The organism is Streptococcus sp. Marseille-P7375 (assembly GCF_902460365.1).
Classification (GTDB): Bacteria; Bacillota; Bacilli; order Lactobacillales; family Streptococcaceae; genus Streptococcus; species Streptococcus cristatus_I.
On the sequence record NZ_CABPTR010000003.1, the window covers coordinates 109,825 to 136,507 of the forward strand.

A 26,683-nucleotide genomic window follows, 5' to 3' on the forward strand; every position below is an offset into this window, starting at 1 on the left:
ATGAGGAAAAATTATGAAATTTTTAAAAAAAATGATCGCAATCGTATTTATGGCAATGACTTTGATTGGCTTGGCTGCTTGTCGGGAAAGCAAGAAAGTTTCACACAACATCAGCCAAGAAGCAGATAATTTCAACGTTGTGCGACGGGTAGCAGTGATCAATACCCGAACTGACAAAATTGAATTTGAAGTGATTGGTCGTATTTCTGTCGAGACAGAAGCAAACGATGGCAAGCGCCTTGAAATTTTGGTTGAAACAGAAAAGGGTGTGTACAAGAAGCATATGGTAAATTTGACCGGGTGGAATATGTATGTCATCGAGGACCTTGAAGGTGCAAAAGTGAACCAGTACAAATACGAAGTCAACTATATGCCAGAAAGCATTATTCCGTTTGAAATCACAAATAAAAAGTAGGAGAATTTTATGAAGAAAAGAAATGCTGAAAATTTTAGTCAGAGTGCAGCTGGTTGTTTTGTTGGGTTGGCAGCAGGCATCACTCTGATATTTACCTCGGCTTGTATCGTGCAATATGGCTGGAATGAGATTGTGACTACAGTTGTTTCGGTTGACAAAATTACCATTTGGCAGGCACTTGGCCTAGATACGCTTATAACTTTTATAACTTATTCAAATTCAAGAGGAGATGATCAGAGTTTTAAAGAAAAAGCGATATCAATTATTAGTTATCAAATCATTGTACTTGTGATTCTGCTCTTAGCTAGTTACTTTATCAAATAACGAAAATGAAAGGATATAAAAGTGCGTATAACAGAAACAGACCTAAATGCTCTGGACAACAAACTACTAAGATACTCTGGTATCAATCGTGAAATTGCTTTGAGACGTGAAGAGTTGATCCTTCCTCATAAAGAGGACATTAGCATTGGCAGCAAGGGCAACTCTGTCTCTAGACCAACAGAGACAGCGGTTATCAAACTTGATAGCGATGTAAAACTGAGAAACCTAATCTTGTTTAAGGACACAGTTGAAGCATTGCTCGAAGGACTTGACGAAGAACAAAAGAAAATTTTCAACCTACGCTGGATGAATGCAGCTTCAATCTTTTATTACACTTGGGAAGAAATCGGGGAGCAGCTGCATTTCAGCAGAAAAACTATTTACAGGAAGCGCAGAGTGATTTTAGAAAAATTTGCTCAGCTTCAATAAAAAATAAGATGACACAAAAAACGCTTCTTGTGTCACGAATTTGATGATATTATGATAGCATGCAGATTGTGAATGATTTGCAAAGATGAATTTCATAGAATCTCCTAAAAAAGGAGCGCAGAGATGCGTTCTTTTTTTGTTTGCAAAAAATAGAAAGGCGGTGAGGTTATGTGGCAGTTGTAGAACCGATCAGAAATCGGGACGATGTTAGATTGATGATGGAATGGTTGACGCTGCATAGTGCGGTCAAAGAGTCAGATCGACAGCGTAACCTCATGCTGTTTCTGGCTGGTGTTAATCTTGGTTTTCGGATTGGCGATATCGTCAAGCTAAAGGTCAAGCATGTCAAAGGTTGGCACGTCCAGATTGTGGACGAAAAGACTGACAAACCAACTAAAAGAAAGATGCCAAAGAAATTTAAAGTTGCAATGCGGAAGTATATCGAGGACAAGAAAGATGAAGACTATCTTTTCCCGAGCAGGAACGGCAAGCACCAGCATATCAAACCAAACACGGCATATAAGATTATCAAGCGTGCTGCTGAAGAAGTTGGGCTAGAAAACATAGCGACTCATTCGATGAGAAAGACCTTTGGTTTATTTATGTATGAGCAAACCAAGGATGTTGCTTTAATAATGGACCTACTCAACCACTCAACGCAGAGGATTTCGCTACGATATATTGGTAAAAATCAAGACTCACAAGACAGAGCCATGACTAAGTTTCAAGGATTTTAAATTTTTATTTGCTATCTAATTCATAGTTTTGAGGAAACGATGAATTGAAAATATGCATGTGAGATAAACGCTTGATAAATCTGGATTAAAACCCATGCAGCGAATTCACTAGAATATGTAAAACAAGGAATTGGAACTATAAAAATAAAGGAATTTACAAAGTTATGAAAAGTATTATCAAAAAAGTATTTGCTAAAAGAAACATCAAGAAAAGACCAGTAGGAAATATTAGTCTATTTGTTGAAATAGAAAATATCTCAGAGTTAAAAGAGCTGACTAAAGAATGTTGTGAAGCTATCGAACATTTGAACAATTGCATTGATAAGCTAAACAAGTTTGAAATCAAAGTATCAACATCATTGACTGATGATTGATGTTTCTACTCGCGAGGAACGCAGAGAGTTTTACAACTCAGTCGAGTGGAAGACACTCAGAAAGCAAGCACTCGAACGAGACCATCACGAATGCGTTTGGTGCAGAGATGAAGGTCGAGTCACGATTGATAGTTTAGAGGTTGATCACATCAAGGAGCTAGAGTTCTTTCCTGAGCTAGCTCTGGAACTTGATAATCTTAGAACTCTTTGCAAAGAATGTCACAATAAACGTCATGGACGTTTTCAATTTCGAAAATCGAAAAAATTGCAAGAGAAAAATTTTCGATCAGATGAATGGTGGGGAAATTAAGATACCCCCCCGGTCAAAAAAATCGCAATAAAATCTCGTTTTGGGAACCGGTGGATGGGGTCAACTGTCCAAATTTTTAACAAAATTTTAAAGGGGGTGGGGGGTAATGGAGGAATACTCAGAAAAAAATATAAAAGAATTAGAAAATCAGCTACTTTCTAAAATTGGTTATTTTAGTCCGAGGAAAAAGGATGCAGTGGCATACGAAAAAGTGAATCGTTATCTTTATCTCGTCAGGTTATTGTATGAGCTGAAGGCTCGTCTCAACGAGGACGGTTTGGTTATCACGGTTCATAATGGGCAGCAAAGATTTCAAAAGGCGAACTCGCTTATCAAGGAAATCAATTCTACCAGCAATCAGCTTCTGGCTATTGAGCGGTCGTTTAATTTTGAGGTGGAAAACTCGCCTGTTGAGAAACCTACGTCTGGAAGTGACTTGCTATGATCTCTCATCCGCTAGTTGATGAATACATCGGAATGGCTGAGCGTGGAGAGATTGTTGTCAATCAAGAGAGAAAGTTGCTTTTTAAAATTATCAGGGAGAAGATCTATCCTCGGGATGATCTTTATTTTGATAATGATTTGATTGATAAGTTCATTCGGTTTGCGGAAAAGAACTTTTTTCCTTTAGCTAAGTACCAGCTTTTCTTGACTCCGTTTATCTTTCTTTTTCGGAAGGAGGACGGGGAGCCTCAGTTTGATGAATTTTTGCTGACCTTGGCTCGTGGGGGTGGTAAGAATGGTTTTATGTCAGCAAGGGACGCTTTTTTCATCAGCCCTATCTATCCAATCAGAGATTATGATGTGACTATCACTGCCAACTCTGAGAAGCAGGGTAAGGTTTCCTTTGAGGAAGTGTATGAGACGGTTCAGCGTCGTGGTCTTGAGGATCATTTTTATCTCACGAAGATGTCTATCACAGGTCGAGCGAATAACTCGGTCTTTTCTTTTCGGACGAATAATCCGAAGACCATGGACTCGGCTCGTGATGGCTGCCTAGAATTTGACGAGATTCACCAGTTCGAAGATGACAAGGCTGTGAAAGTGCAGCGGTCAGGTTTGGGTAAGATTGCTCATGCTCGAACATTCTACAACGGGACGAATGGATATGTGCGTGAGGGATTTTATGACAAGATGATTGATAAGTCAATGCAAATCTTAAACGGAGAACTGGATGAATTTCGGCTATTTCCTTTTATCTGCAAGCTTGATAGTGCGGATGAAGTGGATGATATGAAGAACTGGTCAAAAGCTAATCCGATGCTGGATGAAGATACTCCCTATGCGAAGCGTTTACTGGCTCGGACTAAGGCGGACTATGACGATCTTGTGCTGGAGCCGTCTGGCCGTCAGGAATTTATGACAAAACGTATGAATCTTCCTGAAGCGGATCTTGAAAAAGATGTGACGACTCGTGAGAAGCTGTTGGCTTGTCTGCGGTCGCCGGGTATCGACTTAAAGGGGCGGTCTTGCGTGGCTGGGTTTGACTATGCGAGTATCCGTGACTTTGCAAGTGTCGGCTTACTCTTTAAGCATGGTGATGATTTTATCTGGAAACAGCATTCATTCGCCCGCAAGGCATTTTTGAAGGCCTTTAAGCTGAAGGCACCTATCGAAGAATGGGCAGACAAAGGCTTATTTACGATTGTGGATGGTCCGAGTATTGACCCTCGCTTGCTAGTCGCAAAGCTGACGGAATGGAGTGAGGTCTATAACATCGAGCTTGTCTGTGCGGACGGCTTCCGAATGGATTTGCTGAAACCGCTATTGGAAGAGGCTGGCTTTGAGCATGAGTTCCTAAGAAACCCCGGAGCGATTCAATCGAAAGTTGCTCCATTTATCGAGGATGGCTTCGCAAATGAGCGTTTTGTCTTTGAAGACGACCACTCTATGCTTTGGTACACAGACAATACTTATGTCAAAGAGGATAGGGATGGCAATAAACGGTTCTTGAAGAAGGAGCCTGTGCGTCGGAAGACGGATGGTTTCCATGCCTTTATCGCTGCGGTCTTTAAGCGGGAATTGATACAAGAGACAAATGTTGGTGAGTTTCTTGATGTGATTAGTAATTGGGAATTTTAAAGTTGAAAGGAAATATAGATGAACAAGCGAATTAAGAAGAAAAAGCGTCTTGAGCTGGAAATCCAGAAACTTCAAACAGATTTTCGCGTGCTGAGTCGCGAAAATATGGACTTGGATAAAAAACTGACGGAGTACAAGACTGAACTGAACACATTGCGTCAAGCACAGGAACGGCATGAAGTCATCTGCAGTGAAAATGTGCAGGCGACGAATGAAAAATTTAGCAGTATCAAACAAGAACTGAAAAAGCCGTTTTGGAGACGGTAATCGTTTGGGTGGGTGGTTGGCAAAATAACTTAGAAAGGAGGGGAGATTGTGGGCTGGCTTGATATTTTTAAAGCTCGTAAAGAAGTCATCACTGGTTTTGACTTTGATGATTTAGAGCGGATTTTTGGGAGTTTGTATCTCAAAAGCTTGGCCGTGGACAAATCGGCAGAGTTTGTGGCTCGTATCTTTGCGAAGTCTGAATTTCGCTACATGGTCGAAGGAAAGCATGAGCATTCCAATTGGGACTATCTTTTGAATGTCCGACCAAATCGGAATGAGTCCGCTTCAGAATTTTGGCAAAAGGTGATTTATCGTCTATTGACCAGAAATGAAGTGCTTATCATTTTGTCAGATGATGATCAGCTGTTAGTCGCGGATAGTTTTACGCGGAAACGATATGCGGTCTATGATGATACGTTTGAAATGGTATCTGTGCGAGACTATACGTTTCAGCGTAAGTTTGCTATGAGCGATGTGATTTTCTTGCAGTACAACAACAATCGGCTACAAGAGTACATCAGTGACTTATTTGCAGACTACGAAAAGCTACATAGTCGCTTGGTTGAGGCCTTGGGTCGTAATAATCAGATTCGTGGTATCCTCAACACCAAGTCAAACGGCACCTTTAACGAGGAAAGGCTTAAGCAGATGCAAGAATATGCTGATGGTCTTTTCAAATCCTTTACTACAAAAACGGTGGCTATCGTTCCAGCTCAAAACGGGCTGGACTACAACGAATTGACAAACACGGTTGGGACTTCGAATCTGTCTGTGGACGAGATTAAAAAGCTCCGAAGGCAATTTGATGATGAAGTGGCTGATATACTAGGCATCCCTACGGCGCTCATGCACGGGGATATGGCTAATCTGGCCAATAGCCAGAAGATGTTTACTAGCTATTGCTTTGAATCGCTGGTAAAGAAAGTATCTGATGGACTCAATCATGCCATAGTGGGTAGTAATGATTATTATCGGCAACGATTCTTTGCGATTGTCGGCGAAGGTCAGAGAGATAAGTTTGCTCTGGCTGAAAACATTGACAAGCTAATCTCCTCTGGTGCAATGCTAATCAACGAAGTTCGGGCAGAGTTAGGGCTTGAGGCAGTGCCTTGGGGCAATAAACCGGTCATGACGAAGAACTATCAGATTGGCAAGGAAATAGAGGAAGGGGGTGAGAAAGAAGATGAAGGTCATTCCGATTAAGGGAACAATTATTTCAAACAATAACAAGTGGATCTACGAGCTGTTTGAGAGAGAAGCAACAGCTCCGAAAGATATCGAGCTGCCTGATACTGGGGAAGATGTGGAAGTACATATCAACTCTGGTGGCGGTGATGTCTATGCTGGTAGCGAAATCTATACGGCTTTGCGTGCCTACTCTGGTCGTATAACTGTGAAAATCGTAGGGATTGCGGCAAGTGCTGCTAGTGTCATTGCGATGGCTGGTGATACGGTAGAAATCAGCCCAACGGCTCAAATCATGATCCACAACGTGTCTTCTGGTGTCTATGGGGACCATAATGCTTTGGAGCATGAGGCAGCTGTGCTAAAAGGCTTTAACAAGTCTATTGCGAGTGCTTATGTCCACAAGACAGGAAAAGCTTTGCCTGACTTGTTGGAACTGATGAATCAGACTACTTGGTTTGATGCTGAGGCGGCCGTTGAGAATGGTTTTGCGGATAAGGTGATGTTTGCGCAAGAAGTGGCTCCACTTTTAGTAGCGAGTGAAACACCAATGATCCCGCAAGACTTTATCGAGCGGATGCAGGCTACTATGACTCCTGATGTGGACAAGATTGCTGAGCTAGTGGCTCAAAAACTGGAAGAGCATGAGCCAGAAAAAGTGAAAACTGAAAATAAGAAAGCGGCTGAACCTAGTGGTTTCGGTCGTTTTGCATTTTAAGAAAGGAAAATTTAAAAATGGGAATGAAATTATCAAATGAATTTAAAACAGCTCGTCAGAACTTTCTGGATGCTGTTGCAAACAATGAACCCGCTGAAAAGCAAGGGGAACTTTATGAAAAGATGCTTGATGCCCTTATGGAAGAAGCCAAGAAAACAGCCCGTGAAGAAGTAGACGGTCTGGTGGCAGTGAGTCCACTTGATGAAAAATTGTCTCTTCGTGAGCGTGAATTCTTCAACAACTTGGACAAAAAAGCACCAGACAAAATTGAAAAGCTATTTCCTCAAGAAACTGTTGACCGTATCTTTGAAGATATGGTGCAAGCTCATCCATTGCTTGAGCATATCGGACTTCGCAACGGTGGCCCTCGTCTGAAATTCCTGACCTCAAATACGACAGGTGTGGCAGCTTGGGGCAAAATCAATGACGAAATCAAGGGTCAATTGACTGCTGGATTTGGCGAAGAAGAAGCTATCCAGAACAAACTGACTGCCTTTGTCGTACTTCCAAAGGATACAGAAAAGTTTGGTCCGGGCTGGCTCTACTCTTTCGTCTCTACTCAGCTAACAGAAGCTTTCGCCGTTGCACTTGAAGCGGCATTTTTGAATGGCGATGGAGATGAAAAACCAATTGGCTTGTCTCGCACCTTGACAGGAACGGTTGCGGCAGGAAAAACAACCTATAGTGCTAAGACTTCATCTGGTGATGTAACCCTTGGCTCTAAAGGTAAGACCACTGAAGAAAAGGCCAATATCACTCTTAAGGAATTTAAGGAAATCTACAAGTACCATGCGACTAAGTCAAATGGCAAGCCAGTCGTGACTCGTGGCAACATGGTCATTGTAGTAAATACCAGTGATGAGCTTGATTTCACCACACAATTTACCACTTTGAACAGTCTCGGGGTATTTGTCACTAATTTGCCATTTAACCCTATCGTCGTGCCGTCAGTAGCGCAGGAAGCTGGAAAAATCACTACTTTTGTCAAGGGTCGTTATGATGCCATCCTTGGAGGAGGTATTGAATTTGGTAAATTTGACCAAACTTTAGCACTTGATGACTTAAATCTCTATACAGGGAAGCAGTTTGCCTACGGGAAACCACATGATGAGAAAACGGCTGCTGTGTGGGAATTGAAACTGAAATAGGTGGTGATAGCCTATGGAAGAGGCAAAAGAACTTCATCCACTCCTCACAGCTTTTAAGGAGCGGATGAGGATTTTTCATAGTGGAGAGGACGCAAACCTGTCACAAATGCTCGAAAGCTCTGAGGCGGCTATTCATGGCTTAGTGGGAAGTAAGGACACTAGCGATCCACGAGTGCGAGAACTGGTGATAGAGCGTGCACGATATGCCTATAATGACCAAGTTGAATTTTTCTACGGAAATTTTCAAGGGGATTTGATGGCATTATCATTGGAAAATTACAAATCGGAGGAAAAGAATGATTAAGGTCTTAAAAGAATTTTATGACTTGCAAGCTGGGGAGCTTCGTCAAGAGGGAACTGAATTTGAAGCGACAAAAGAGCGCTTTGATGAATTGAACGAAGCTTTACCTGACTATGTCGAATGGAGCGAACTAAAAGAAGATGGCGCAAAGTCGAAAGTAAAAGGCAAAAAGGATGAAGTAGCTGCTAAGGATGAGCTACCAATCTAATCGCCCTCACTATCTCTACAAGAAGCCTGAAGCGACAAATGGAGACCTGAGAACCCCCGTCACTTTCTATACTTCAAAGGTGGCGGAGGGACTCGACGGTCGTGATGTCAGCCATGAAAAGGTATTTCATACGATGGGGCAGGTCTACTCTCCTAGTATGAAAGATATCGAAATCGCAATAGGTAAAGCGATGAAAGCTAAAATGACTGTTAAAATCCGTGATCCACTCTCTGACTATCAGCCTGATAATCGTCATTTTGTAGAAGTGGAGGATATTCGCCTGAAAGGCAAGAAGTGGCAAATCATTGATGTGCGTCCTGATTATGATAATCGGGATTTTTTGATCGTTGTAATCGGAGGTGGTCGCGATGTCTAGCGGAGCCAATGTGAGAGGCATTGAAGAAGTCTTGAGGAACATGGAGGCTAAGCTGGGACCCGAAAAAGTGAGACGGGTGACTAGTCGAGCCTTGAAAGGTGCTGCTGAAGAGACTCTGGAAGATTTCAAGGGAGCTTTAGCGGTCTACAAGCGTACTGGTGAGACTGTTGAGAGTGCAACTGTCGGACGGGTCACTGGTGCGATGGAAGATGTACCGACTATCAAATTAGGCTTTGGTGCTGGCTCTCGTTGGCGCTTGGTGCACTTGAATGAGCTTGGCTATGCTAGAAATCCTCATCCTCGGGGCTTTGGCGTGATCCGTCGCTTTTCGGAAGCTAACGGCCAGAAATACAAATATCGTGTAGCAAGTAGATTGAAGATAGAGGGGTTTAGATAGTGGTCAAAGATAAACTCGATGAGCTCTACAACGCCTTACAAGCAGATGAGGAGCTGGCTGGTGTCTGTATCAAGTCCTTTAATAGACCAGAGTCCTTGGCAGAGGATGAGACGAGTATCGTTATCATCCCGCTGGGACCACCGATACAGGCTGCTCATGGAAGCAATACGAGTCTAGCCAAGGTTTTTCTCTATCAGGTCAATGTAGAGTCGGTGGATCGGATGGAGTGTAAAAAACTCCAAAGAAAAATTGAGAAGATTTTTGAGGAGGAAGGTTTTTACCAGATCGCAGGCGATCTGGATAGCTGGATCCCTGAAATCAAGCGTTATGTCGATGCTCGTACCTATCGAGGTGTGAGCAGACTGTATGAAGAATATTAGAAAGAAGAGGTGCTGTAATGGCATTTAAAGGTTTTAAACGTATGACAATTCGTATCTTGGATGGAAGTGCTACTCCAACCTTGGGTACGAATCTTTTTGTAATCGAAGGTAAGACAGGTAAGGGGGCAACACGTACCGCAAAAATTACTGGTCTAGCTAGTGATCCAGTAAAGACTTTCGGAAGTGACATCGCCTATCATGTTTCTAATATCGGTGTGGGTGATGTAAAAATGGAAATGACTGCTATTGACCTGCCTTGGGAAATGCTCGCTAAAATTTTAGGTCACAAAGTGACAGGGAAAATCGTGAGCATCGGGGCTACTACTGTCGCTCCGTATTGCTCAATTATGCTAGAAACGAAGACCCCATCAGGTGAAAACGCTTATGTCGGTCTGTATAAAGGACAGTTCTCTATGGATGGAGAAGACCTAGAAACATTGAAAGATAAACAAGAAGAATTGTCAGATGACACTTTGAGTTTCGCAGCCATCGCTAGTGATGATCCAGCAACAGAGGGAGAGTATTACACTCGCGTAGTAGGGCCTGATGAAACAGAACTCAAGAAGTTTAAAGGTCAGCTCAAAATAGGAGCAGCTGCATAAGGAAGGGGCGAGAGCCCTTTCCCTTTTTTAGAAAGGAAAATTTATGTCGAAGGTACAATTTACTATCAAAAATGAAAAAGGTGAAGATGTCCTGAAAACGAGTAAGGAAATCACCACCAAAGACTATCGTGATTATCTGGTTTTAAACGACTCATTGACTGATGAATTGAGCGATGTTGAGAAGCTAGATAAACAGTTAAACTTTATTGCTTCGCTCTTTGAAGATGTGGAAGTGAATCAGCTACTTGAATTTACAGATTTTGGTCAAATTGTTGCCATTTTCGCTGATATCTACACTCATTTGGTGGGTGATGTGGACCCAAAGGAGAAAGCCTAGAGCCCGGCGAAGCTTTAAGGCGGTTTTATAGCTTTGTTAAAAAAGCCACAGAAGGTCCCTATGGTATGAGTATCCGTGATGTCATGGAGACGAGCTGGGAAGACCTTATGGCGGTATTAGATAGCGTAGAACCTCAGAAAGAAGCTGGTTTTGTGGATCTTCTGGATTTTTCTGAAGATATATAGAGCAGGAGGAAACTAAATGGCAGGTGGAACACCTTTAGGCCAAATGTATGTGGAGCTAGGGTTGGACGTGTCTAAGTTTAATCCTACGCTAAATGGGGCGAAAAATGCCGTTAAATATTTCCAGAGCAATGTCCGAGCCTTGGATAGCTCTCTGAAAAACAATGGCAAGAATGCTGACTTACTACAGGCGAAGTACAAGACTTTAGGACAGGCAATTGAGGCACAGCGCAAGGTCTTGGATGAGATGAAAAAGGGCTTTGATAAGCTGGAACCGGGAACAGCTCGCTTTGATAAAGCTGCCGCAGATATCGAACGTGAAAATGCCAAACTGGCCGCAATGGAAGGTCAACTCCGAAAAGTGGAGCAGGCTTTGATAGCGGTTGGTCGAGAGAATAGCTTTGCTGGTCGGCTCAACAAAATCAGCGACAGTCTGCTAACAAACGGAGAACGACTCAAAACGTTTGGTAAGAACGTTTCCGACGTCGGTGGAAAGTTGACGACAGGTATCACTGCTCCGCTGGTAGCTAGTGCAGGACTTGTAGTCAAGGCCGCAATGGACTATGAGTCTGCTTTTGCTGGCGTTAAAAAGACCGTCGATGAAACTGCCACAGTGTCATATGCGAAACTGTCCAGCGGTATTCGCCAGATGGCTAAAGAGCTACCAGCGAGTGCGGTAGAGATTGCCAATGTAGCGGAGGTCGCTGGTCAGCTGGGAATCAAGACGGAAGACATCCTGAAGTTCTCTCGCACCATGATTGATATGGGCGAGTCAACTAACTTGAGTGCTGAAGAGGCGGCAACGGCTATTGCTAAGATCGCTAATATCATGGGCTTAAGCTCGGACGATTACTCACGCTTCGGAGCTTCTGTGGTTGATCTCGGGAATAACTTTGCAACGACCGAAAAAGATATCGTAGAGATGACCAATCGTCTAGCTGCGGGAGGTCGTTTGGCTGGTCTGACAGCTCCTGATATCCTCGGCCTTGCTACGGCTATGAGCTCGGTTGGTATCGAAGCTGAAGCGGGTGGTACTGCCATGACTCAAACACTGACAGCCATTGGTAACGCTGTGTCTCTGACTGGAAAAGGCGCAGCTGAAAAACTAGAGCTGATTGCCAATACTGCTGGCATGACCTCAGAGCAATTCCAGCAAGCTTGGAAGGACAAACCTGTCCAAGCCCTGCAAGCCTTTATCAAGGGCTTGGAAAATGCTCATAAGTCTGGAGAGAATGTCAATGGCATTCTTGATGATCTGGATATGAAGGGCATCCGTCAAAGCAATATGCTGAAATCCTTGGCTCTAGCCTCAGATAAGATGACAGCTGCAGTTGATCGCTCGAATAGTGCTTGGAAGAAAAATACAGCTTTGACTGAAGAAGCAAGCAAGCGATACGCGACCACTGAATCTCAATTCAAAATGTTTAAGAATCAAATCACGGACATTGCGATTGAGTTTGGCGGACCTTTTCTTAAAGCAATGCGGGATGGATTACAAGCGGCTAAACCATGGATTCAAAACTTGGCGGATATGGCTAAAGCCTTTAGCAATATGAGCACTGAGCAACAGCAGAATATCCTCAAGTGGGGCTTACTTGCTGCTGGGGCTGGTCCAGCTCTTACTATCTTTGGTAAGGGTATCACTCTTGCTGGCACCTTGACTAGAGGACTAGGCTGGCTGACAAAAGGTCTTAGCAAGGTGGCAGGTGGTGCCTCTATCCTACATAAGACATTCCAAGCCTTTCGGACAACCGGAAACTTGGCTGAAGCCTTTAAATCGGCAACTAGCGGTGCAACTGCTCTGAGTAGTGCTACAGCTACAGCGACTACTGGCGCTACAGCATTGAGCGGCGCGACTGTATCGGCATCTGGGTCGGCTGGGCTACTTGGAAAAACCTTGGCTACTCTAGGAGGTCCAGTAGGTCTTTTGGTTGGAGGCATCGGCTTAGTTACGGCTGGCTTGGTCTACCTTGGAAACCAGAAAGACAAGGCTCGAATCAAGGCGGAAGAATTTGGCACGCAACTGAGTGAAACGGCTCGTAGTGACTTGCGTAGCTTCCAAAAAGTGGTTGACGAGACTAGCAACACAGTCGCTAATTTTGGAACCCACGCGGGGGATGCTGACAAAGTTGCAGGATCTTTTAAAAAGCTTTATGAAGAAGTAGTTAGCTCTGCTGACAAGGCAAATAAACGTGTCCAAGAATTGGCAGACAAGTGGGGAATTAGTCCTGAAAATGTGGCTAAGGCTCAGGAATATAACAATCAGATGGTAAGCAATACCGAGGCGATGATGAATCAAATCAATGATATCTATCAACGCCACAACGGTGATGCTAGCAAGTTTTCGAAGGAAGAAAAAGAAATCATCCTCAACAATCAGAAAGAGATGATTTCCGCGAAGCTAGAGCTTATGAATCTCTCTGCTAAAGAGCAGAAGGCAGTATTACAGGCTCAAAATGGGGATATTATTACCCTAAATGAGACTCAACTCAAGCACTCGAGGGAGAGCTTGGAAAAGGCTATGAAGGAAGAAAATAGCCTCTACAAAGAGTCTAAAGCAGAGCTGAAAGAGATGCTCAGCTCTAAATTGCTCACCAAGCAAGAATACAATGCAAAGATGAAGCAGTTGGAGAGCGAGCACAATCAGACTATGGAGGCCTTAGGGACTAAATATCTGGAAGTCATGAAGACCCTGGATGATAAGGTCAAGCTCCGAACAGGACAAAGCTGGAACTATTGGGAAGAAGCGAAAAAGCTCCTCGAAGACTACGGCCTGTCCTATGAAGAAATCGGAGAGAAAGCCTCTAAAGCTGCTAAGGAAGCAGGAAACTCACACAGTATCCTTGCTAAATATAGTAGTGAGATGTCTGCCACGACCAAGGAAGCTAACGATGCCTGGTCTCTTTTAGTCGGAAACATCAATAAAAATAACCAATTCGAGGTCAAGTCTAACGTTAAAGAGGTTATCGGTGAAGCGGTCAAATCTGCCGAGGGCTGGGAGCAATTGAAGTTTATCGCTAAGGAGGCAGAGCTAAACACCAATGCTCGGGCAACGATTGCTGAAGCTCTGGTCGAGTCTGGCAAGTGGGCAGAGATGTCTCTGGAAGAAAAGAAGATCATTGTCCAAAATCAGGCTGGCTTACAGGCCATCTTTGATAGCCAACAACACCTAGCTATCTGGAATAGCCTACCTGCCGAAACTAAGCAACTCTTGATGAATAATCAGGATGTGATGAACAAGGCAGATGTGGCTAAGCAGGCGTTGGAAAACTACAACAAGCTGACTCCACAACAGAAAGAACTGCTGGCCAGAGATGAGGAGTTTCGAAAAGTGGTCTCTCGCTCTACAGAGACCCTGAAAAACTGGGATATGGCCAATCCATTCCCTAAAGACCTTTTGGTCAATGGCGACAATGCCCTTTTAAATACTGGGCTAAGTATCGCTAAGCTTGATACTTGGAATCAGGCAGCTGTGCCAACGAAAGAGCTGAAAGGCGACTCGACATCTGCTGTGACAGAAATTGGTAAGGCGATTGGGGCAGCTTGGAATTTTAACAACTTAATCGTACCTACAAAGAGTCTGAACGGAGACTCGACTTCTACGGTAGTAGAGGTCGGCAAGGCTATCGGAGCAGTTAATAACTTTAATGGTACGGCAGCTCCAACTAAACCGCTGCCATCTGATGCTACCCCAACTCAGAATGCGTCGAATCAAGCTATTGGAGCAGTCAATAGCTTTAACAGCACAGTAGCTCCGACTAAGCTCCTTACGGGAGACCCGAGCTCCGTCCTTGGCGCATCCAGTCAGGGTATCGGAGGCTTGAATAGCTTCAACGGCACGCCTACTCCAACTAAACACCTTACGGCTGTTGATCATGCCTCTAGCGTTGCTTGGGGAGTTATCAGTACGCTCGGAAATATCCCAAGTGTTGTCACAACAGTCATTGAAACTGTAAAGAGGTGGGTAAATTACGAAGACGGGACTAATTATCACCACGGTGGCCCTGCCATGGTCAACGACCAACGAGGCGGAACTTATAAAGAGCTGATCCGCTTTCCAACCGGTGAAACATTTATCCCTGAAGGTCGTAATGTCCTGATGGACTTGCCACGAGGGGCTAAGGTCTTCCCAGCTTACAAGACTAAGCGTCTGATGCGTAACATGGGAATCCCTAAGTATGCTGCTGGTGTCGGGATTCCGAGCGATGCGAAATTTATCCGAGAAATGGAGCAGGCGAGCAAGTCCATCGTGGTGCAGTCTTCTACGACTCAAAATGTGGTAGATATGGACAAGGTGGTGTCTGAGATTGCCATTTTGAGGGCGAGTTTGGAAAGTCTTTTGACGGCTATCCTTGAAAAACCGTCAGACACCATACTAGACGGCGAACCTCTCGCACAAAATATCTACAGAAGACAAGCTAGAATCATGAAAAGGGAGGGAATCTGATGTATTACATGATTATCAATAATTTTAATACTTCGACGCTCCCCAACTGCTATGTGACTGACTTTGGTAAGGCACAGGCGGCAACACCGAGAGCGACGGAAAAGGTGGTTATCCATGGAGCTAACGGCTCTGAATCTATCCTCGACGGAGCCTACGAGAGCTATGAGCGGACATTTACTTTTTATGTACCTAAAATGCTAGACATTTCAACGATTGTGGAGAAATTTCAGCCAAAATTTAATGTGATCGAGCTTGGGTATCAGCCTGGTTCATTTTTTTATGCAGACTTTTTAGAGGCTTCCTATAGTCCTAACGGTCCGCATGCTTGGACGCTTGAAATCAAACTTGAGATGCAGCCTTTTCGGTACGAAAAAAATGCGCAGGATGTGGTATTGACTGGTAATGGCACGGTGACCAATACAGGAACCGTCTACTCTGAGCCTGTCATTACATTGGAAGGCTCTGGTGATGTCTCTCTGACTATCGGTCAACAGACTATGCACTTGACGCTTGATACAAAGGCGACGATTGTGTGCCAGCACAAGCGGCAGAATGTCTTTGATAAAAATGGGAATATCAAGAATACTCTACGAAAAAGAGGACCATTCTTTGAGCTCCCTGTCGGGCGGTCTGGTGTGTCTGTGTCAGGCAATATCCGAAAAATCACAATTAAAGGGAATTGGAGGTATAAGGTTTGATTTATTTAAAAGAGGGAAATACCCCTCTAAATGAAGCTTGGGCTGATGAAATCTACCAAGAAGGCAACAGTACCTATCAACTGACCTTTAAATACCCCCTCAATAATGATAAATGGAAGTTGCTGACAGAAGAGACCAAGCTTATATCGGATGATTTGGATGGTGAGCAAGAGTTTACCATCTTTGAAGTGGTCAAAGAGCAAGGTTATATCACAGTCTATGCAAATCAAGTAATGACACTACTCAACTACTACTCTATCAGCTCTATCAATGTCGATAGGGTGGCTGGGAATGTGGTGATGACCGCACTAGCTGGGGCAATCCTGAGAGATTGTCCTTTTAGCTTTTACTCTGATATCACTGACAAGCATACTTTTAATGCAGCAAATATCTCAGTGATGGACGCTCTGATCAAAGAGAAACACTCTATCGTTGGTCAATGGGGCGGTGACTTGGTACGGGATAAGTATCAGGTAAGTCTGCTGAAAAACGGAGGCTCTGAGACTGAGGCTCTTTTCATGTACAAAAAGAACATGCGGAGTCCTCAGCAGACGACCTCGACCAAAGAGCTGCGGACACGCATTCATTTTCGCAAGAAAATTGAGGTGGGAGAGGGAGACAGCAAGAAAGAGCAGTGGCTGAGAGTCACTGTAGACAGCCCACTTATCAACAAGTACAAGCATATCTACGAGGCTGACATGGAGGTCACCGACGAAGATGTCAAGGACCTTGCCAGCCTGACCAAGTATGGCGAGCAATACTATCGGACGACCTTGTGCGATATGATCGAGGATAGCTTGGAGCTTGATGTGGCAGGTATCGGTGATGTGCCAGTCAAGATATTTGATGTCGTAAGTGTCTATCACGAGCAATTTGGTATTGATGTCCGCAAGAAAATCACAAAGTATCGCTACTCTCCAATGGGTAAAAGGCTGAAATCGGTGGGATTTGGCACTATCCAGCAAACGCTGGGAGGGGCTTTAAATGCTATGGTCAGTGACTCGGTCAAGGCAGAGACTGCAATCATTGAGCAGGACTTTGAGGTCAAGCTCGAGAAAGAGTTGAAAAATGCTGATAAAGTCTTTGACCAGAAGATGAACCAGATGGAGCAGAGCCTATCTGATGAAATCGAACAAGCAAGAGCCAAAGCTGAAGAAGTCAAGGCAGCAATGACCGACCAGCTCAATCTGAAAATCAATCAGAGTAAAAGTGAGATCACGGACAGGCTGCAAAAGGAATTTAATCAGAAACTGTCTAGTGCCTCGGCTGATCTGGCAGGAGTTAGGGCGAACCTGACGCAGGCTCAGAGTCGGCTTTCCGGCGACATCAGTCAAATCCAGTCTGATATTGCTGCCATCAGAGGCAAGCAATCCCAAGCTGATAGTGAGCTGGCTAAGCAAGCGCAATCTATCAATCAGGCAAAGTCGGAGCTGGCTGGTGTCAAGACCAACCTGACACAGGCTCAGAGTCAGTTGAATAGCAACATTGCCCAAATCCGCTCGGATGTTGGGAATATCCGCACCAAGCAGACCCAAGCCGAGTCTGAGATAGCTAAACAAGTACAGGCGCTCAACGCGACCAAAACCGAGCTTGCGGGTGTGAAGTCCGCTCAGGCAACGTTTGAGCAGAGCACCACCCGCAGGCTTGCTGAGCTGACGAATCTAGCAGATGGCAAGGCTAGCAAGTCAGAGGTTAAGCAGACAGCGGATGAGCTAGCTAGTCGGATTGCGAATGTGCAGGTCGGTGGTACGAATCTTTATGCTTTGAGCAAAAATTCAGACATCTGGAAAGGCGGTCATGTAGCTGATTTTAAAATGGATATTTCGTCTGGCGAAATATCTTTTAAAGCTACAGGACTAGACCCTTATGTTGGCGAGGCAACAACTCACCCAAAAACGGTGAGTAATAGAAATGGGGTTCGCATCCCTGTAATTGCTGGAAAATCAATCTATGTGACGATTTTAAACCCTATTTTTTCCAAGAATTTTATTTCGTACTTTGACGAAAACGGGAATACAGTGAAACATTACCAATACTACAATACTAACTCTTTTGTGATTTCGCCAAAAGAATTGACAGGAGTGAGTTTTGTTACTTTACGTTTTGGGTGTGGTGGGTCGAATTTTGAAGTTGGCGATGTGCTCAAAACGAAAGTTAAAGTTGAGTATGGCACGATACCGACAGACTGGTCACCAGCCTACGAAGATCAAGACGAGCGTGTCTCAGCTGTTGAGTCTAGTTTTAAACAACGAGCAGACTCGCTCGAAGCTGGCGTGAACCGCTTGACTGAGGGCCTCAAGACCAAAGCAGATTCAAGCGCTTTGACTGTGCTCTCAGATAGTATCAAGCAGTCTGTCAAGTCGCTCGAGACTAACACGCAGAACCAGCTGGACTCAAAATTGAGCACAACAGAGTTTGATGTGCGAGCGAGTGGAATCCGTCAGGAAATCCTCAATGCAACCAAGGACAAAGCCGATAAGACCTTGGTCACAGCTGAGGCTGGGCAGTTGCGTGAGGAGATGGCAAGCCTGCAGGTTGGCGAGAATCTGTTTATCAACTCAGAATTTAAAAATCTGAGAGATAGCGGCCAGCGCTATACGGCTAACGGCAAGACCTATCAAAACATGATTGCGCCTTACTGGTACAATCCGTACAATGCTGGTATTCCAAATGCTCAAAATATCCAGCATGGGTACTTTGACACGGAAACATTTAGTGATACTGTCTTTGCTTTTAACGAGAGTGACGGCTCCCGACACTGGAAAGCATTGTCAACCGATTTTAAAATCGGAGTCATTGCAGCTGGAGAGTATTATTTTTCGGCTGATTTGTATGCAACTGATTTAGGTACTCATATCAAATTTGGATTTTACTATCATAATTCGACCGGTAAACTCAATTTCTACGCAGGTCAAACAAAAATCGAAGTTACCGAAAAAGGGCGTTGGGTGCGGTTAGGATCACCGTTAAAAGTCAATGATGACATTGACCTGACAAAAAAAGTTCAATTTTATATTTATGGCTATAACTTTAGTACCAATTCGATTTTGTATCTCAAGAAGCCAAAAGTATCAAAAGGTCGCTTAAAAAGTGACTGGAGCCCAGCGCTTGAAGACACAGAAGGCCTCATCACCGAGGCCAAAGCAACCTTTGAGCGCACGGCTCAAGGTTTGCGCATCGACCTGTCAGCGGTGCAAGCTTACGTCGCCGCAGACGGCACTAGATCAGAAGCTCTCCGCACTTTCTCCCGTGAGGAGACCGCACGCCAGCTGACCGCAGAGCGCAAGCTCATTGAGGCTGGCTATGTGGGCATAGCGCAGCATACAGAAGACGTGCGGAGCATAAGTAGACGATTTGAGGAGCTGACGGTAGGTGGTCGGAATTTGATGGGTGCCTTTAACACAAAACCTGTCAGGTCAATCTTTGACAGAGAAACATACAAGTTTACAGCAAAGACTACCCAAAATACAACTAGACCAACATTGATGCTGCAATTCCGCTGGGCAGATGGTTCTTATAGCGCTGTAGTATCGATTAGCGAGACTGGCCAATTTGCTCGCAAGTTTAAAATAACAAAACCATACTCAGAATTACGCGTAAAATTTAATTGCAATAAGGAAGACGCGGTTTTATTGTTTATTGGTAAACAATTTATCGAGCAGAATACAGACTATTATTTTACTGGTGACTTGATCAACCTGTCTCCAAACGACAGCCAAGCAGACTTTTTAAAAATTGAAAAAGCGACTATCACATCCGACTGGAGCCCAGCTCCTGAAGACGCAACAGCCTACGCAGACACAAAGTTGGCTGAATTTAGGCAAAGCATAGACGGCCAACTGGCCACTGTGCAGGCTGCCCTTAACACAGCCAATAGCTCGCTGACGAACTTCAACAGCTGGAAGCAGTCGGCTCAGGAGACCTTAAACAAGGTCGGCAGAGTCGAGGCTAGTCTTAACGAGACTAAGACTAGTCTGGCGGAGTTTAGGCAGACGGCTCAGGGTTTGCGTACAGACTTGTCAGCGGTGCAGGCCTACGTTAACGCTGATAACACGAGAGCAGAAGCCTTGCGTACTTACTCTCGTGAGGAGACGGCCCGTCAACTGACTGCTGAGCGTAAGCTCATCGAGGCAGGCTATGTGGGCAAAGCTACATATACAGAAGACGTTAAAGGCATAAGCAGACGGTTTGAGGAGCTGAAAAACAACTCTGATACTAAGCTTGCGGAGTTTAAGCAGGGGATTGATGGTCAGTTTGCTACTATGTCCAGTCAAATCGGGGAAAGCCTCAAGAAGACCGACATCAGTATCACACCCGGTCAGATCGTTCTTGGGACTGGGAAGGTTGTCAACGGGCAGACTTTGGCTAGTCTTTTTGTCCAAAATCCTGAGAGCATGCAGGCCATCACAAAGCTCATGCGGATTACAGGCGATTTAATCGTGGATGGCTCTATCACTGGCCGTGACTTAGCCGCAGGAGCCATCACAACACCTCATATAGCAGCAGGCGCAGTGACAGCGGAAGTGCTAGGGGCTAATGCTGTAACGGCTGATAAGGTCAAGGCGGATGATGCCTTACTTGAGAAACTATCTGCAGGCGAGGCGCTGCTTAAAAAGCTAATGGCAAAAGATGCTTTCGTCAATAGACTACAATCTATTGACTTTACGGCTGAGCAGGTCAAAGGTGGGATGATTAAAGCCTTAAACGGCGCTTTGAAGATTGATTTGAATAATGGTCAGTACAATGTTATGACTGACCAAGCAGCTATCAGACGTGTGCTGAATGGCTACCCAAATCAATTTTTAAAATTTACGAGCGAGACCGAAGGTGGAGCACCAGCCAGTGTGACTGTGCTCGGAGCTAACCGAGACGGCACAGAAAACAGTAAGAACGACAGCTTTGCTGGCATTCGGCTGTTTAGCGGTAATAAGGTAGAGCGTACCGAAATAATCAGCGACGTTGTACGATTTGCAACAGGAGCGGTCAACTATCGTGGCTGGGAAATGCGAACGCTTTACGGAAATGACAATAGACAAGTCATACTACAGCCATTTGGCAACGTGACAAGGTCGAACATTGTGGCAAATTACTTTAACGGAATTGATTTGGTCAATGTGCTCGAAACACTAAATCAGATGATGGCCAATTTGGGCAATCACACTGGTAGACATGATATCTTTGGTCCGATACGAGGCCTCGGAGCTAGAAAATACATGAGATAAAAGGAGAAAACATGGACGAAAACGTGTACGTTTACATGCTGGCTGAATACCAGAATCAGCTAGCGAATAAGACTCAATCAGAGATTGAGATGCAAGCTCTGCTTATTGTAGAGCGAAGCAAAAGCTCGCTCTTGCAGCAAGAACTCAATAGCTTTAATGCTGTGTTAGCTTCAGATGCAGCGTTGAAGGAACTTTTTGACGAAGTAAAAGAAAAATTGGAGGAAGTAAAATGACACTGGAACTTATCAAAACAACTAAAATCGTAGGGCACGTCAAAGTTGACGACACGCTCGTTAAAACCATGACAGCCGATATCGACGATAAAGGCGTGACAACACATAACTCATGGCTTGATAATGCTGAGGTTTACGCGGTCAACCGTCAAGAAGTGCGAGATCAAGAGGAAGCATTCCGGAACGCGGTATATGCTGCTGAGGATGCGATTATTGCGGAGTTGGAAGCTGGGGCTAAAGAAAAGAAAGGATGATGAATGCAGGCTAACGTTTTGGAATGGTCACACAGCTTGCGTGCCTTAATTGATACGCAGGATGAACTGATTGTGTTTACTTTAGCACTCATCATGGGTGCTATGGCTATTGACTTCCTCACAGGAACTCTGGCCGCTAAGCTCAACCCAAACATTGAATTTCGCAGCAAAGAAGGAATCAACGGAATTATTCGCAAGATTGCTAGTATCGCTTTGCTAGCCTTCTGCATTCCGCTGTCTATCTTGCTGCCTGAAGGAATCGGTCTGGGAGCTCTACAGATACTTTATTTCGGGTATCTGTTTTTTGAGCTAAAATCTATTCTGGAAAATTTTGATAAACTAGGTATTAACACAACATTCTTTCGAGAATTTGTTGAAAAAATATCAAATTCGGATAAAAATGATAAAAAATAGAATAAAAGAGCAGGCGCTGAAGCTTGCTCTGTTTGCTTTTGCTGCTAGCTACTTTTGGCTTGCAGCGTTTGAAAATTTGAAAGGAAAATAAAAAAATGACAAAAGTAAAAGTAACTGAATATGCAGAAGGAAATTTTCGTTTTGGCTTCGGGTCAAAACTCTATCTAGCTAGAAATGAAGAAGCTCAAGTACGAGCTCACATCTCTGCACCAGCGACACAACGCTGGGATAACGGACAATATACATTAAACGAAAGGATTGCAGAAGGATTTAAGCCTGCGCATCCTGTCACATTTACAGCTAAAGTGATCGCTCAAGGTAAAATCCAACCACAAGCTGCAATTGACTTTGTTTTGATGCCAGACGGTCGTGTGCTGGTCAATGCTAGCAATGTGCGTCAGCTGCCTACACCGCTTGACATCGTTGGTGAGGTGACTTATGTTATTGGCGCAAGTCAGTTTGATAAATAGGGAGGAAAATAATATGCGTAAATATAAATTATTTCAGGATGAAGTTCTTGGGTACGGCTTTGATATTGACGGCTGGTTTAGCTGGCAGTGTTGGGATGGATATGCTAAATACTGCCTTTGGTTAGGCGTGCCGTTTGCTAACTGTACAGTTTCTGGCTTTGTTAAAGACATTTGGGAGCAACGGCATACAAACGGTATGCTAGACTATTTTGACGAAGTGGAAAACATGGAAGAAGGCGATGTAGCTGTCTTTATGGAAACAGACCTCACACCTGTTTCCCATATCGCTATTTTCGCTGGGGACATCGATGGCACTCAAGGTTGGTTCCTTGGTCAAAACCAAGGAGGAGCTGCTGGGCCTGATGGCATTGGGGGTGTGTTTAACCTAGTTGCTTTCCCATACTCTATCTTGTATCCAACAGCATTCCGTCCGAAAGGCGACTCTTTACCTAAAGCTGAACTGAAAGAAACAATTACAGAAGTCATGGAAAATCATGAGGCACCTTTCTTCCCAGAAGATTCTACCTTTACGGTTGGCGACTCTCCAATCAACGTCCGTCGATCTCCTAACTTAGATGGAGAAATCGTGGCAGTTTATCAGCCGGGCGAAAAAGTCCATTACGACTCTAAAGGCTCAAACGATGGCTATCGCTGGATTTCTTATGTCGGAGATTCCGGCAATCGTAACTACCTAGCTATTGGTCAAACTGACGAAGCTGGGAACCGCATTGATCTGTGGGGTCAATTGTCGTAAATAAACAAACGCAGCGGAAACTGCGACAAACAAAAAAATATAATTTCTTAAATTTTAATCTACCCCGGCCGAAAAGGCTGGGGCTTTTTTATATGATATTAGATAAATAATTTTCTATAAAACGGAAAATTTTAAAAATTTCCTCAATAATAGACTTAAAATTTTTAAAAAATAATAAAAAAATCAACAAAAAGTGTTGACTAGTGCATTGTAATGTAGTATAATAAATAATGTAAGGAGGTGATACAAATGGACAGCATAGACGAGTGGCTAGCAAGGGTCACGGTCATGATTGGAATTGCGGTAGCAATTTCAAAGGAAAGTCGCTCTTGGTACAAGGTACTAAAAGAGCAAAATAAAAAAGCGAAAATCGCTCCCAAGTTTCGCAGACGGCGGAAGAGATAATCGCTTGAAGGTAAGAGAGCGCAAGCTCTCCTTGCCTTTCATTGTATACGAAAGTGAGAGGAAAATCAAGATGAAAATTATATTATTTGTAGCAATTTTAGCAGTAGCAATCGCTTGGTATTCAGGAGATAATAAAAAATGAGTAAAGCAGATTTTAAAAAAATTCAAAAATTATTAAAAAAATTGACAGCCTATAAGATTTCTAAAGCTACTGGAATAGGTAGCACGACAATTAGTAGATGGGTTACAGGTAAAACCCCAATCGAGAAAATGAGTTTAGAAAATGCTATCAAATTAACGGATTATGCGGAGGAATTGGAAATGGAAAAAGCAAAACAACTACTTGAAGAAATTAAACATAACGATGTAGCGTATGCTATTGTAAACGAAGATGGAGCAGTGTATTGCAACTGTGAAACAAGTAATATCATGGATATTTACGGTCACGATGGTGAAGACGGTCATTTCTATGGTGTTTATGGTGACGCAGTCGGTGGGCAGCTTGATAGTCGCAACGTTTCTGATGATGTCATTTTGAAAGCTATTCACTTGATGTTAGGTTTGGGAGAACCTGTAAAACGCTCAGAACTATCTACAGGTTCTGATTTCAAATCAACTTATCTAAACGGATATTTTGAGGTGGTTGAATTGATGAAACAGTCTGGTCTTCTACAAGATCAAGAAGAAAATGAGAAAGTGAAAGAGTGGGTTGCAGCTCACAAGGACGTTGTAGGTTCAACAGTTAAACACCCGTCGTTTGGAACTGGGAAAGTAACAGAAATCAAAGACAATACAATTGTTATTGATTTTGAAGATAAGGGAAGAAAATCTTTAGCGATTGAAGCAATTGTAGAAAGTGATTTGTTAGATTTTGAATAAAGTCTGGGACAGGCCGACAGTGATGTCGGTCTGTTTTAATAAAAAAAGACTTTCAAAAAGTCATTGTCTCAACTATGCGGGCAAAAAATTGACTACGTTTTGACTACGTTAGATTTATTTTATCCAGCTATTATCCAGATATCAATAATCAAAAAAAAGTTGATTTTATTAACCATTTGAGTTTATTTGAGTGTTATCTTCATATCATCAATAAATTATGCTACAATATTAGCAATAAAGATGATTGGAGCAAACGATGAAAGCGATTATTACGGTTGTTGGAAAAGATAAGGCAGGGATTGTGGCTGGTGTAGCTACTAAAATTGCCGAGCTGGGGCTCAATATTGACGATATTTCTCAAACTGTTTTGGATGAATTTTTTACCATGATGGCTGTCGTTTCTAGCGATGAAAAGCAGGATTTTGCAGCACTTCGTAGTGAATTTGAGGCCTTTGGTCAGACGCTCAATGTCAAAATCAATATTCAAAGCGCAGCCATTTTTGACGCGATGTACAATATCTAAGGAGAGGGCGCATGGATATTAGACAAGTTACAGAAACCATTGCCATGATTGAGGAGCAGAATTTTGATATTCGGACTATCACCATGGGCATTTCTCTCTTGGACTGCATTGACTCGGATATTGAGCGGGCAGCGGACAAGGTGTACAAAAAAATCACGACCAAAGCGAAAGATCTGGTGGCAGTTGGAAATGAGATTGCAGCTGAGCTGGGGATTCCCATCGTCAACAAGCGGGTGTCTGTTACTCCGATTTCTCTGATTGGGGCAGCTACCGATGCTACGGATTATCTGCCTCTGGCTCATGCTCTGGATCGGGCAGCAAAAGAAATCGGTGTGGACTTTATCGGTGGTTTCTCTGCTTTGGTCCAAAAGGGTTATCAAAAAGGGGACGAAATCCTCATTAATTCCATTCCGCGCGCTTTGGCTGAGACGGACAAGGTCTGCTCCTCTGTCAATATCGGCTCAACCAAGACCGGCATCAATATGACGGCAGTTGCGGATATGGGGCGCATTATCAAGGAAACAGCTCAGCTTTCTGACATGGGGGCGGCCAAGCTGGTTGTATTTGCCAATGCGGTAGAAGACAATCCCTTCATGGCGGGCGCCTTTCATGGTGTCGGTGAAGCAGATGTGGTCATCAATGTCGGTGTTTCTGGGCCGGGCGTTGTCAAGCGGGCTCTGGAAAAGGTCCGTGGTGAGAGTTTTGACGTGGTGGCTGAAACGGTCAAGAAAACAGCCTTCAAAATCACCCGTATCGGCCAGTTGGTCGGTCAGATGGCCAGCGAGCGTCTGGGTGTTAAGTTCGGGATTGTTGACTTGAGTCTGGCTCCAACACCGGCGGTCGGGGATTCAGTAGCCCGTGTCTTGGAAGAAATGGGCTTGGAAACGGTTGGTACTCATGGCACGACAGCGGCGCTTGCCCTGCTAAATGATCAAGTCAAAAAAGGCGGTGTCATGGCCTGCAATCAAGTTGGCGGTCTGTCTGGTGCTTTCATTCCTGTGTCAGAAGACGAGGGTATGATTGCGGCTGTGCAAAATGGATCGCTCAATCTAGAAAAGTTAGAAGCTATGACGGCTATCTGCTCGGTCGGTTTGGATATGATTGCCATTCCAGAGGCGACACCTGCTGAGACCATCGCGGCCATGATTGCGGATGAAGCGGCGATTGGCGTTATCAATCAAAAGACGACTGCTGTGCGGATTATTCCAAAGGGCAAGGAAGGCGATATGATCGAATTTGGCGGACTCTTGGGAACAGCTCCGGTCATGAAGGTTAATCAGGCTTCGTCAGCTGCCTTTATCGCGCGTGGTGGACAGATTCCAGCGCCAATTCATAGTTTTAAAAACTAAGTATATAGGGGGCTGGGACAAAAGTCCTAGCCTCTTAATTGTATTTGGATTGTCGAGCAAGACGCAGTGGTTGAGTGGGCTCTACTACGCTGATTTCATCAGCTTTTACAGCCCTACTCAACTGTGCGGAGGTGGGATGACGAAATCGAATTCTAACGAATTACCGATTTCTATCCCACTCTCTTTCCCTCTGTCTTGCTCAGTCAAGTGTGAGACAAATAAGCCACTCTTAGACGAGTGGCCTTGATTAAAAAGGAGACATT

The 26,683-nt window shown here is 44.0% G+C and carries 31 protein-coding genes and 1 pseudogene; all 32 read left to right on the forward strand.

The features are described from left to right. Positions 1 to 13 precede the first annotated feature (13 nt). The 32 genes and pseudogenes from FZ954_RS07935 (at position 14) to FZ954_RS08080 (ending at position 26,420) form a co-directional block, all read left to right on the forward strand. Positions 14 to 415 carry a hypothetical protein gene (locus FZ954_RS07935; RefSeq protein WP_262366241.1) on the forward strand — a complete coding sequence of 134 codons (402 nt, stop codon included), beginning with the start codon at positions 14 to 16 and terminating at the stop codon, positions 413 to 415. 9 nt (positions 416 to 424) lie between these two features. Beyond that, positions 425 to 739: a hypothetical protein gene (locus FZ954_RS07940; RefSeq protein ID WP_148877977.1), complete on the forward strand. Its 315-nt coding sequence runs from the start codon at positions 425 to 427 to the stop codon at positions 737 to 739. 21 nt (positions 740 to 760) lie between these two features. Then, entirely contained in the window at positions 761 to 1,168 is a 408-nt protein-coding gene (locus FZ954_RS07945; protein ID WP_262366242.1) for a sigma factor-like helix-turn-helix DNA-binding protein, read from the forward strand. 170 nt (positions 1,169 to 1,338) lie between these two features. Continuing rightward, the gene (locus tag FZ954_RS07950) at positions 1,339 to 1,905 is read left to right on the forward strand and encodes a tyrosine-type recombinase/integrase (protein ID WP_148877978.1); all 567 of its coding nucleotides are present in this window, start codon (positions 1,339 to 1,341) and stop codon (positions 1,903 to 1,905) included. A 164-nt stretch (positions 1,906 to 2,069) separates the two neighbouring features. Beyond that, positions 2,070 to 2,279 carry a hypothetical protein gene (locus FZ954_RS07955; RefSeq protein ID WP_148877979.1) on the forward strand — a complete coding sequence of 70 codons (210 nt, stop codon included), beginning with the start codon at positions 2,070 to 2,072 and terminating at the stop codon, positions 2,277 to 2,279. Then, on the forward strand, positions 2,272 to 2,589 hold the full coding sequence (locus FZ954_RS07960) for an HNH endonuclease (RefSeq protein ID WP_148877980.1): 318 nt from the start codon (positions 2,272 to 2,274) through the stop codon (positions 2,587 to 2,589). The genes FZ954_RS07955 and FZ954_RS07960 overlap by 8 nt, the downstream gene beginning before the upstream one ends. Before the next feature lie 196 nt (positions 2,590 to 2,785). Next, a complete protein-coding gene (locus FZ954_RS07965; protein ID WP_262366243.1) occupies positions 2,786 to 3,034 on the forward strand; it encodes a hypothetical protein in 249 nt (82 codons plus the stop codon). Next, positions 3,031 to 4,671: a terminase TerL endonuclease subunit gene (locus FZ954_RS07970; RefSeq protein WP_148877982.1), complete on the forward strand. Its 1,641-nt coding sequence runs from the start codon at positions 3,031 to 3,033 to the stop codon at positions 4,669 to 4,671. Before FZ954_RS07965 ends, FZ954_RS07970 begins: the two co-directional genes overlap by 4 nt. 18 nt (positions 4,672 to 4,689) lie before the next feature. After that, positions 4,690 to 4,938: a hypothetical protein gene (locus tag FZ954_RS07975; RefSeq protein WP_148877983.1), complete on the forward strand. Its 249-nt coding sequence runs from the start codon at positions 4,690 to 4,692 to the stop codon at positions 4,936 to 4,938. 48 nt (positions 4,939 to 4,986) lie between these two features. Further along, positions 4,987 to 6,141, forward strand: coding sequence for a phage portal protein (locus tag FZ954_RS07980; protein WP_148877984.1), 1,155 nt, complete (start codon positions 4,987 to 4,989; stop codon positions 6,139 to 6,141). After that, positions 6,122 to 6,841, forward strand: a complete 720-nt coding sequence (locus FZ954_RS07985; RefSeq protein WP_148878095.1) for a head maturation protease, ClpP-related — start codon at positions 6,122 to 6,124, stop codon at positions 6,839 to 6,841. The genes FZ954_RS07980 and FZ954_RS07985 overlap by 20 nt, the downstream gene beginning before the upstream one ends. 17 nt (positions 6,842 to 6,858) lie before the next feature. Then, positions 6,859 to 7,989: a phage major capsid protein gene (locus FZ954_RS07990; protein ID WP_148877985.1), complete on the forward strand. Its 1,131-nt coding sequence runs from the start codon at positions 6,859 to 6,861 to the stop codon at positions 7,987 to 7,989. Between the two features lie 13 nt (positions 7,990 to 8,002). Beyond that, positions 8,003 to 8,293: a phage gp6-like head-tail connector protein gene (locus tag FZ954_RS07995; protein WP_148877986.1), complete on the forward strand. Its 291-nt coding sequence runs from the start codon at positions 8,003 to 8,005 to the stop codon at positions 8,291 to 8,293. Beyond that, entirely contained in the window at positions 8,286 to 8,498 is a 213-nt protein-coding gene (locus FZ954_RS08000) for a hypothetical protein (protein WP_148877987.1), read from the forward strand. Before FZ954_RS07995 ends, FZ954_RS08000 begins: the two co-directional genes overlap by 8 nt. Next, positions 8,482 to 8,874, forward strand: coding sequence for a phage head-tail adapter protein (locus tag FZ954_RS08005; RefSeq protein WP_148877988.1), 393 nt, complete (start codon positions 8,482 to 8,484; stop codon positions 8,872 to 8,874). Before FZ954_RS08000 ends, FZ954_RS08005 begins: the two co-directional genes overlap by 17 nt. Continuing rightward, entirely contained in the window at positions 8,867 to 9,271 is a 405-nt protein-coding gene (locus FZ954_RS08010) for a hypothetical protein (RefSeq protein ID WP_148877989.1), read from the forward strand. Before FZ954_RS08005 ends, FZ954_RS08010 begins: the two co-directional genes overlap by 8 nt. Continuing rightward, complete coding sequence (locus FZ954_RS08015) at positions 9,271 to 9,651, forward strand: hypothetical protein (protein ID WP_148877990.1); 381 nt, start codon at positions 9,271 to 9,273, stop codon at positions 9,649 to 9,651. Before FZ954_RS08010 ends, FZ954_RS08015 begins: the two co-directional genes overlap by 1 nt. 17 nt (positions 9,652 to 9,668) lie before the next feature. Further along, entirely contained in the window at positions 9,669 to 10,253 is a 585-nt protein-coding gene (locus FZ954_RS08020) for a major tail protein (protein WP_148877991.1), read from the forward strand. 43 nt (positions 10,254 to 10,296) lie between these two features. Further along, the gene (gpG, locus tag FZ954_RS08025; RefSeq protein ID WP_148877992.1) at positions 10,297 to 10,590 is read left to right on the forward strand and encodes a phage tail assembly chaperone G; all 294 of its coding nucleotides are present in this window, start codon (positions 10,297 to 10,299) and stop codon (positions 10,588 to 10,590) included. 201 nt (positions 10,591 to 10,791) lie between these two features. Beyond that, positions 10,792 to 15,219, forward strand: a complete 4,428-nt coding sequence (locus tag FZ954_RS08030) for a phage tail tape measure protein (protein ID WP_148877993.1) — start codon at positions 10,792 to 10,794, stop codon at positions 15,217 to 15,219. After that, positions 15,219 to 15,917 (forward strand): phage tail protein, encoded by a 699-nt coding sequence (locus FZ954_RS08035; RefSeq protein ID WP_148877994.1) that lies wholly within the window; start codon positions 15,219 to 15,221, stop codon positions 15,915 to 15,917. Before FZ954_RS08030 ends, FZ954_RS08035 begins: the two co-directional genes overlap by 1 nt. After that, on the forward strand, positions 15,914 to 21,139 hold the full coding sequence (locus FZ954_RS08040; protein WP_148877995.1) for a phage tail spike protein: 5,226 nt from the start codon (positions 15,914 to 15,916) through the stop codon (positions 21,137 to 21,139). Before FZ954_RS08035 ends, FZ954_RS08040 begins: the two co-directional genes overlap by 4 nt. Before the next feature lie 11 nt (positions 21,140 to 21,150). Then, positions 21,151 to 21,372 carry a hypothetical protein gene (locus tag FZ954_RS08045; RefSeq protein WP_148877996.1) on the forward strand — a complete coding sequence of 74 codons (222 nt, stop codon included), beginning with the start codon at positions 21,151 to 21,153 and terminating at the stop codon, positions 21,370 to 21,372. Next, a complete protein-coding gene (locus FZ954_RS08050) occupies positions 21,369 to 21,626 on the forward strand; it encodes a hypothetical protein (RefSeq protein WP_148877997.1) in 258 nt (85 codons plus the stop codon). Before FZ954_RS08045 ends, FZ954_RS08050 begins: the two co-directional genes overlap by 4 nt. A gap of 3 nt (positions 21,627 to 21,629) precedes the next feature. Beyond that, positions 21,630 to 22,040 (forward strand): phage holin family protein, encoded by a 411-nt coding sequence (locus tag FZ954_RS08055; RefSeq protein WP_048766023.1) that lies wholly within the window; start codon positions 21,630 to 21,632, stop codon positions 22,038 to 22,040. Positions 22,041 to 22,135: 95 nt separating this feature from the next. Beyond that, on the forward strand, positions 22,136 to 22,510 hold the full coding sequence (locus tag FZ954_RS08060; protein ID WP_148877998.1) for a hypothetical protein: 375 nt from the start codon (positions 22,136 to 22,138) through the stop codon (positions 22,508 to 22,510). Between the two features lie 13 nt (positions 22,511 to 22,523). Further along, a pseudogene (locus tag FZ954_RS11970) lies at positions 22,524 to 22,946 on the forward strand (lysin); the annotation flags it as partial. A 48-nt stretch (positions 22,947 to 22,994) separates the two neighbouring features. Further along, positions 22,995 to 23,264, forward strand: a complete 270-nt coding sequence (locus tag FZ954_RS11975) for an SH3 domain-containing protein (protein ID WP_262366248.1) — start codon at positions 22,995 to 22,997, stop codon at positions 23,262 to 23,264. A 249-nt stretch (positions 23,265 to 23,513) separates the two neighbouring features. Then, positions 23,514 to 23,669 (forward strand): hypothetical protein, encoded by a 156-nt coding sequence (locus tag FZ954_RS11770; RefSeq protein WP_187423351.1) that lies wholly within the window; start codon positions 23,514 to 23,516, stop codon positions 23,667 to 23,669. Positions 23,670 to 23,807: 138 nt separating this feature from the next. Next, a complete protein-coding gene (locus FZ954_RS08070) occupies positions 23,808 to 24,548 on the forward strand; it encodes a DUF3553 domain-containing protein (RefSeq protein WP_148878000.1) in 741 nt (246 codons plus the stop codon). A 256-nt stretch (positions 24,549 to 24,804) separates the two neighbouring features. Further along, positions 24,805 to 25,071 (forward strand): ACT domain-containing protein, encoded by a 267-nt coding sequence (locus FZ954_RS08075; protein ID WP_148878001.1) that lies wholly within the window; start codon positions 24,805 to 24,807, stop codon positions 25,069 to 25,071. Positions 25,072 to 25,082: 11 nt separating this feature from the next. Continuing rightward, positions 25,083 to 26,420, forward strand: coding sequence for a PFL family protein (locus FZ954_RS08080; protein ID WP_148878002.1), 1,338 nt, complete (start codon positions 25,083 to 25,085; stop codon positions 26,418 to 26,420). Positions 26,421 to 26,683 lie beyond the last annotated feature (263 nt).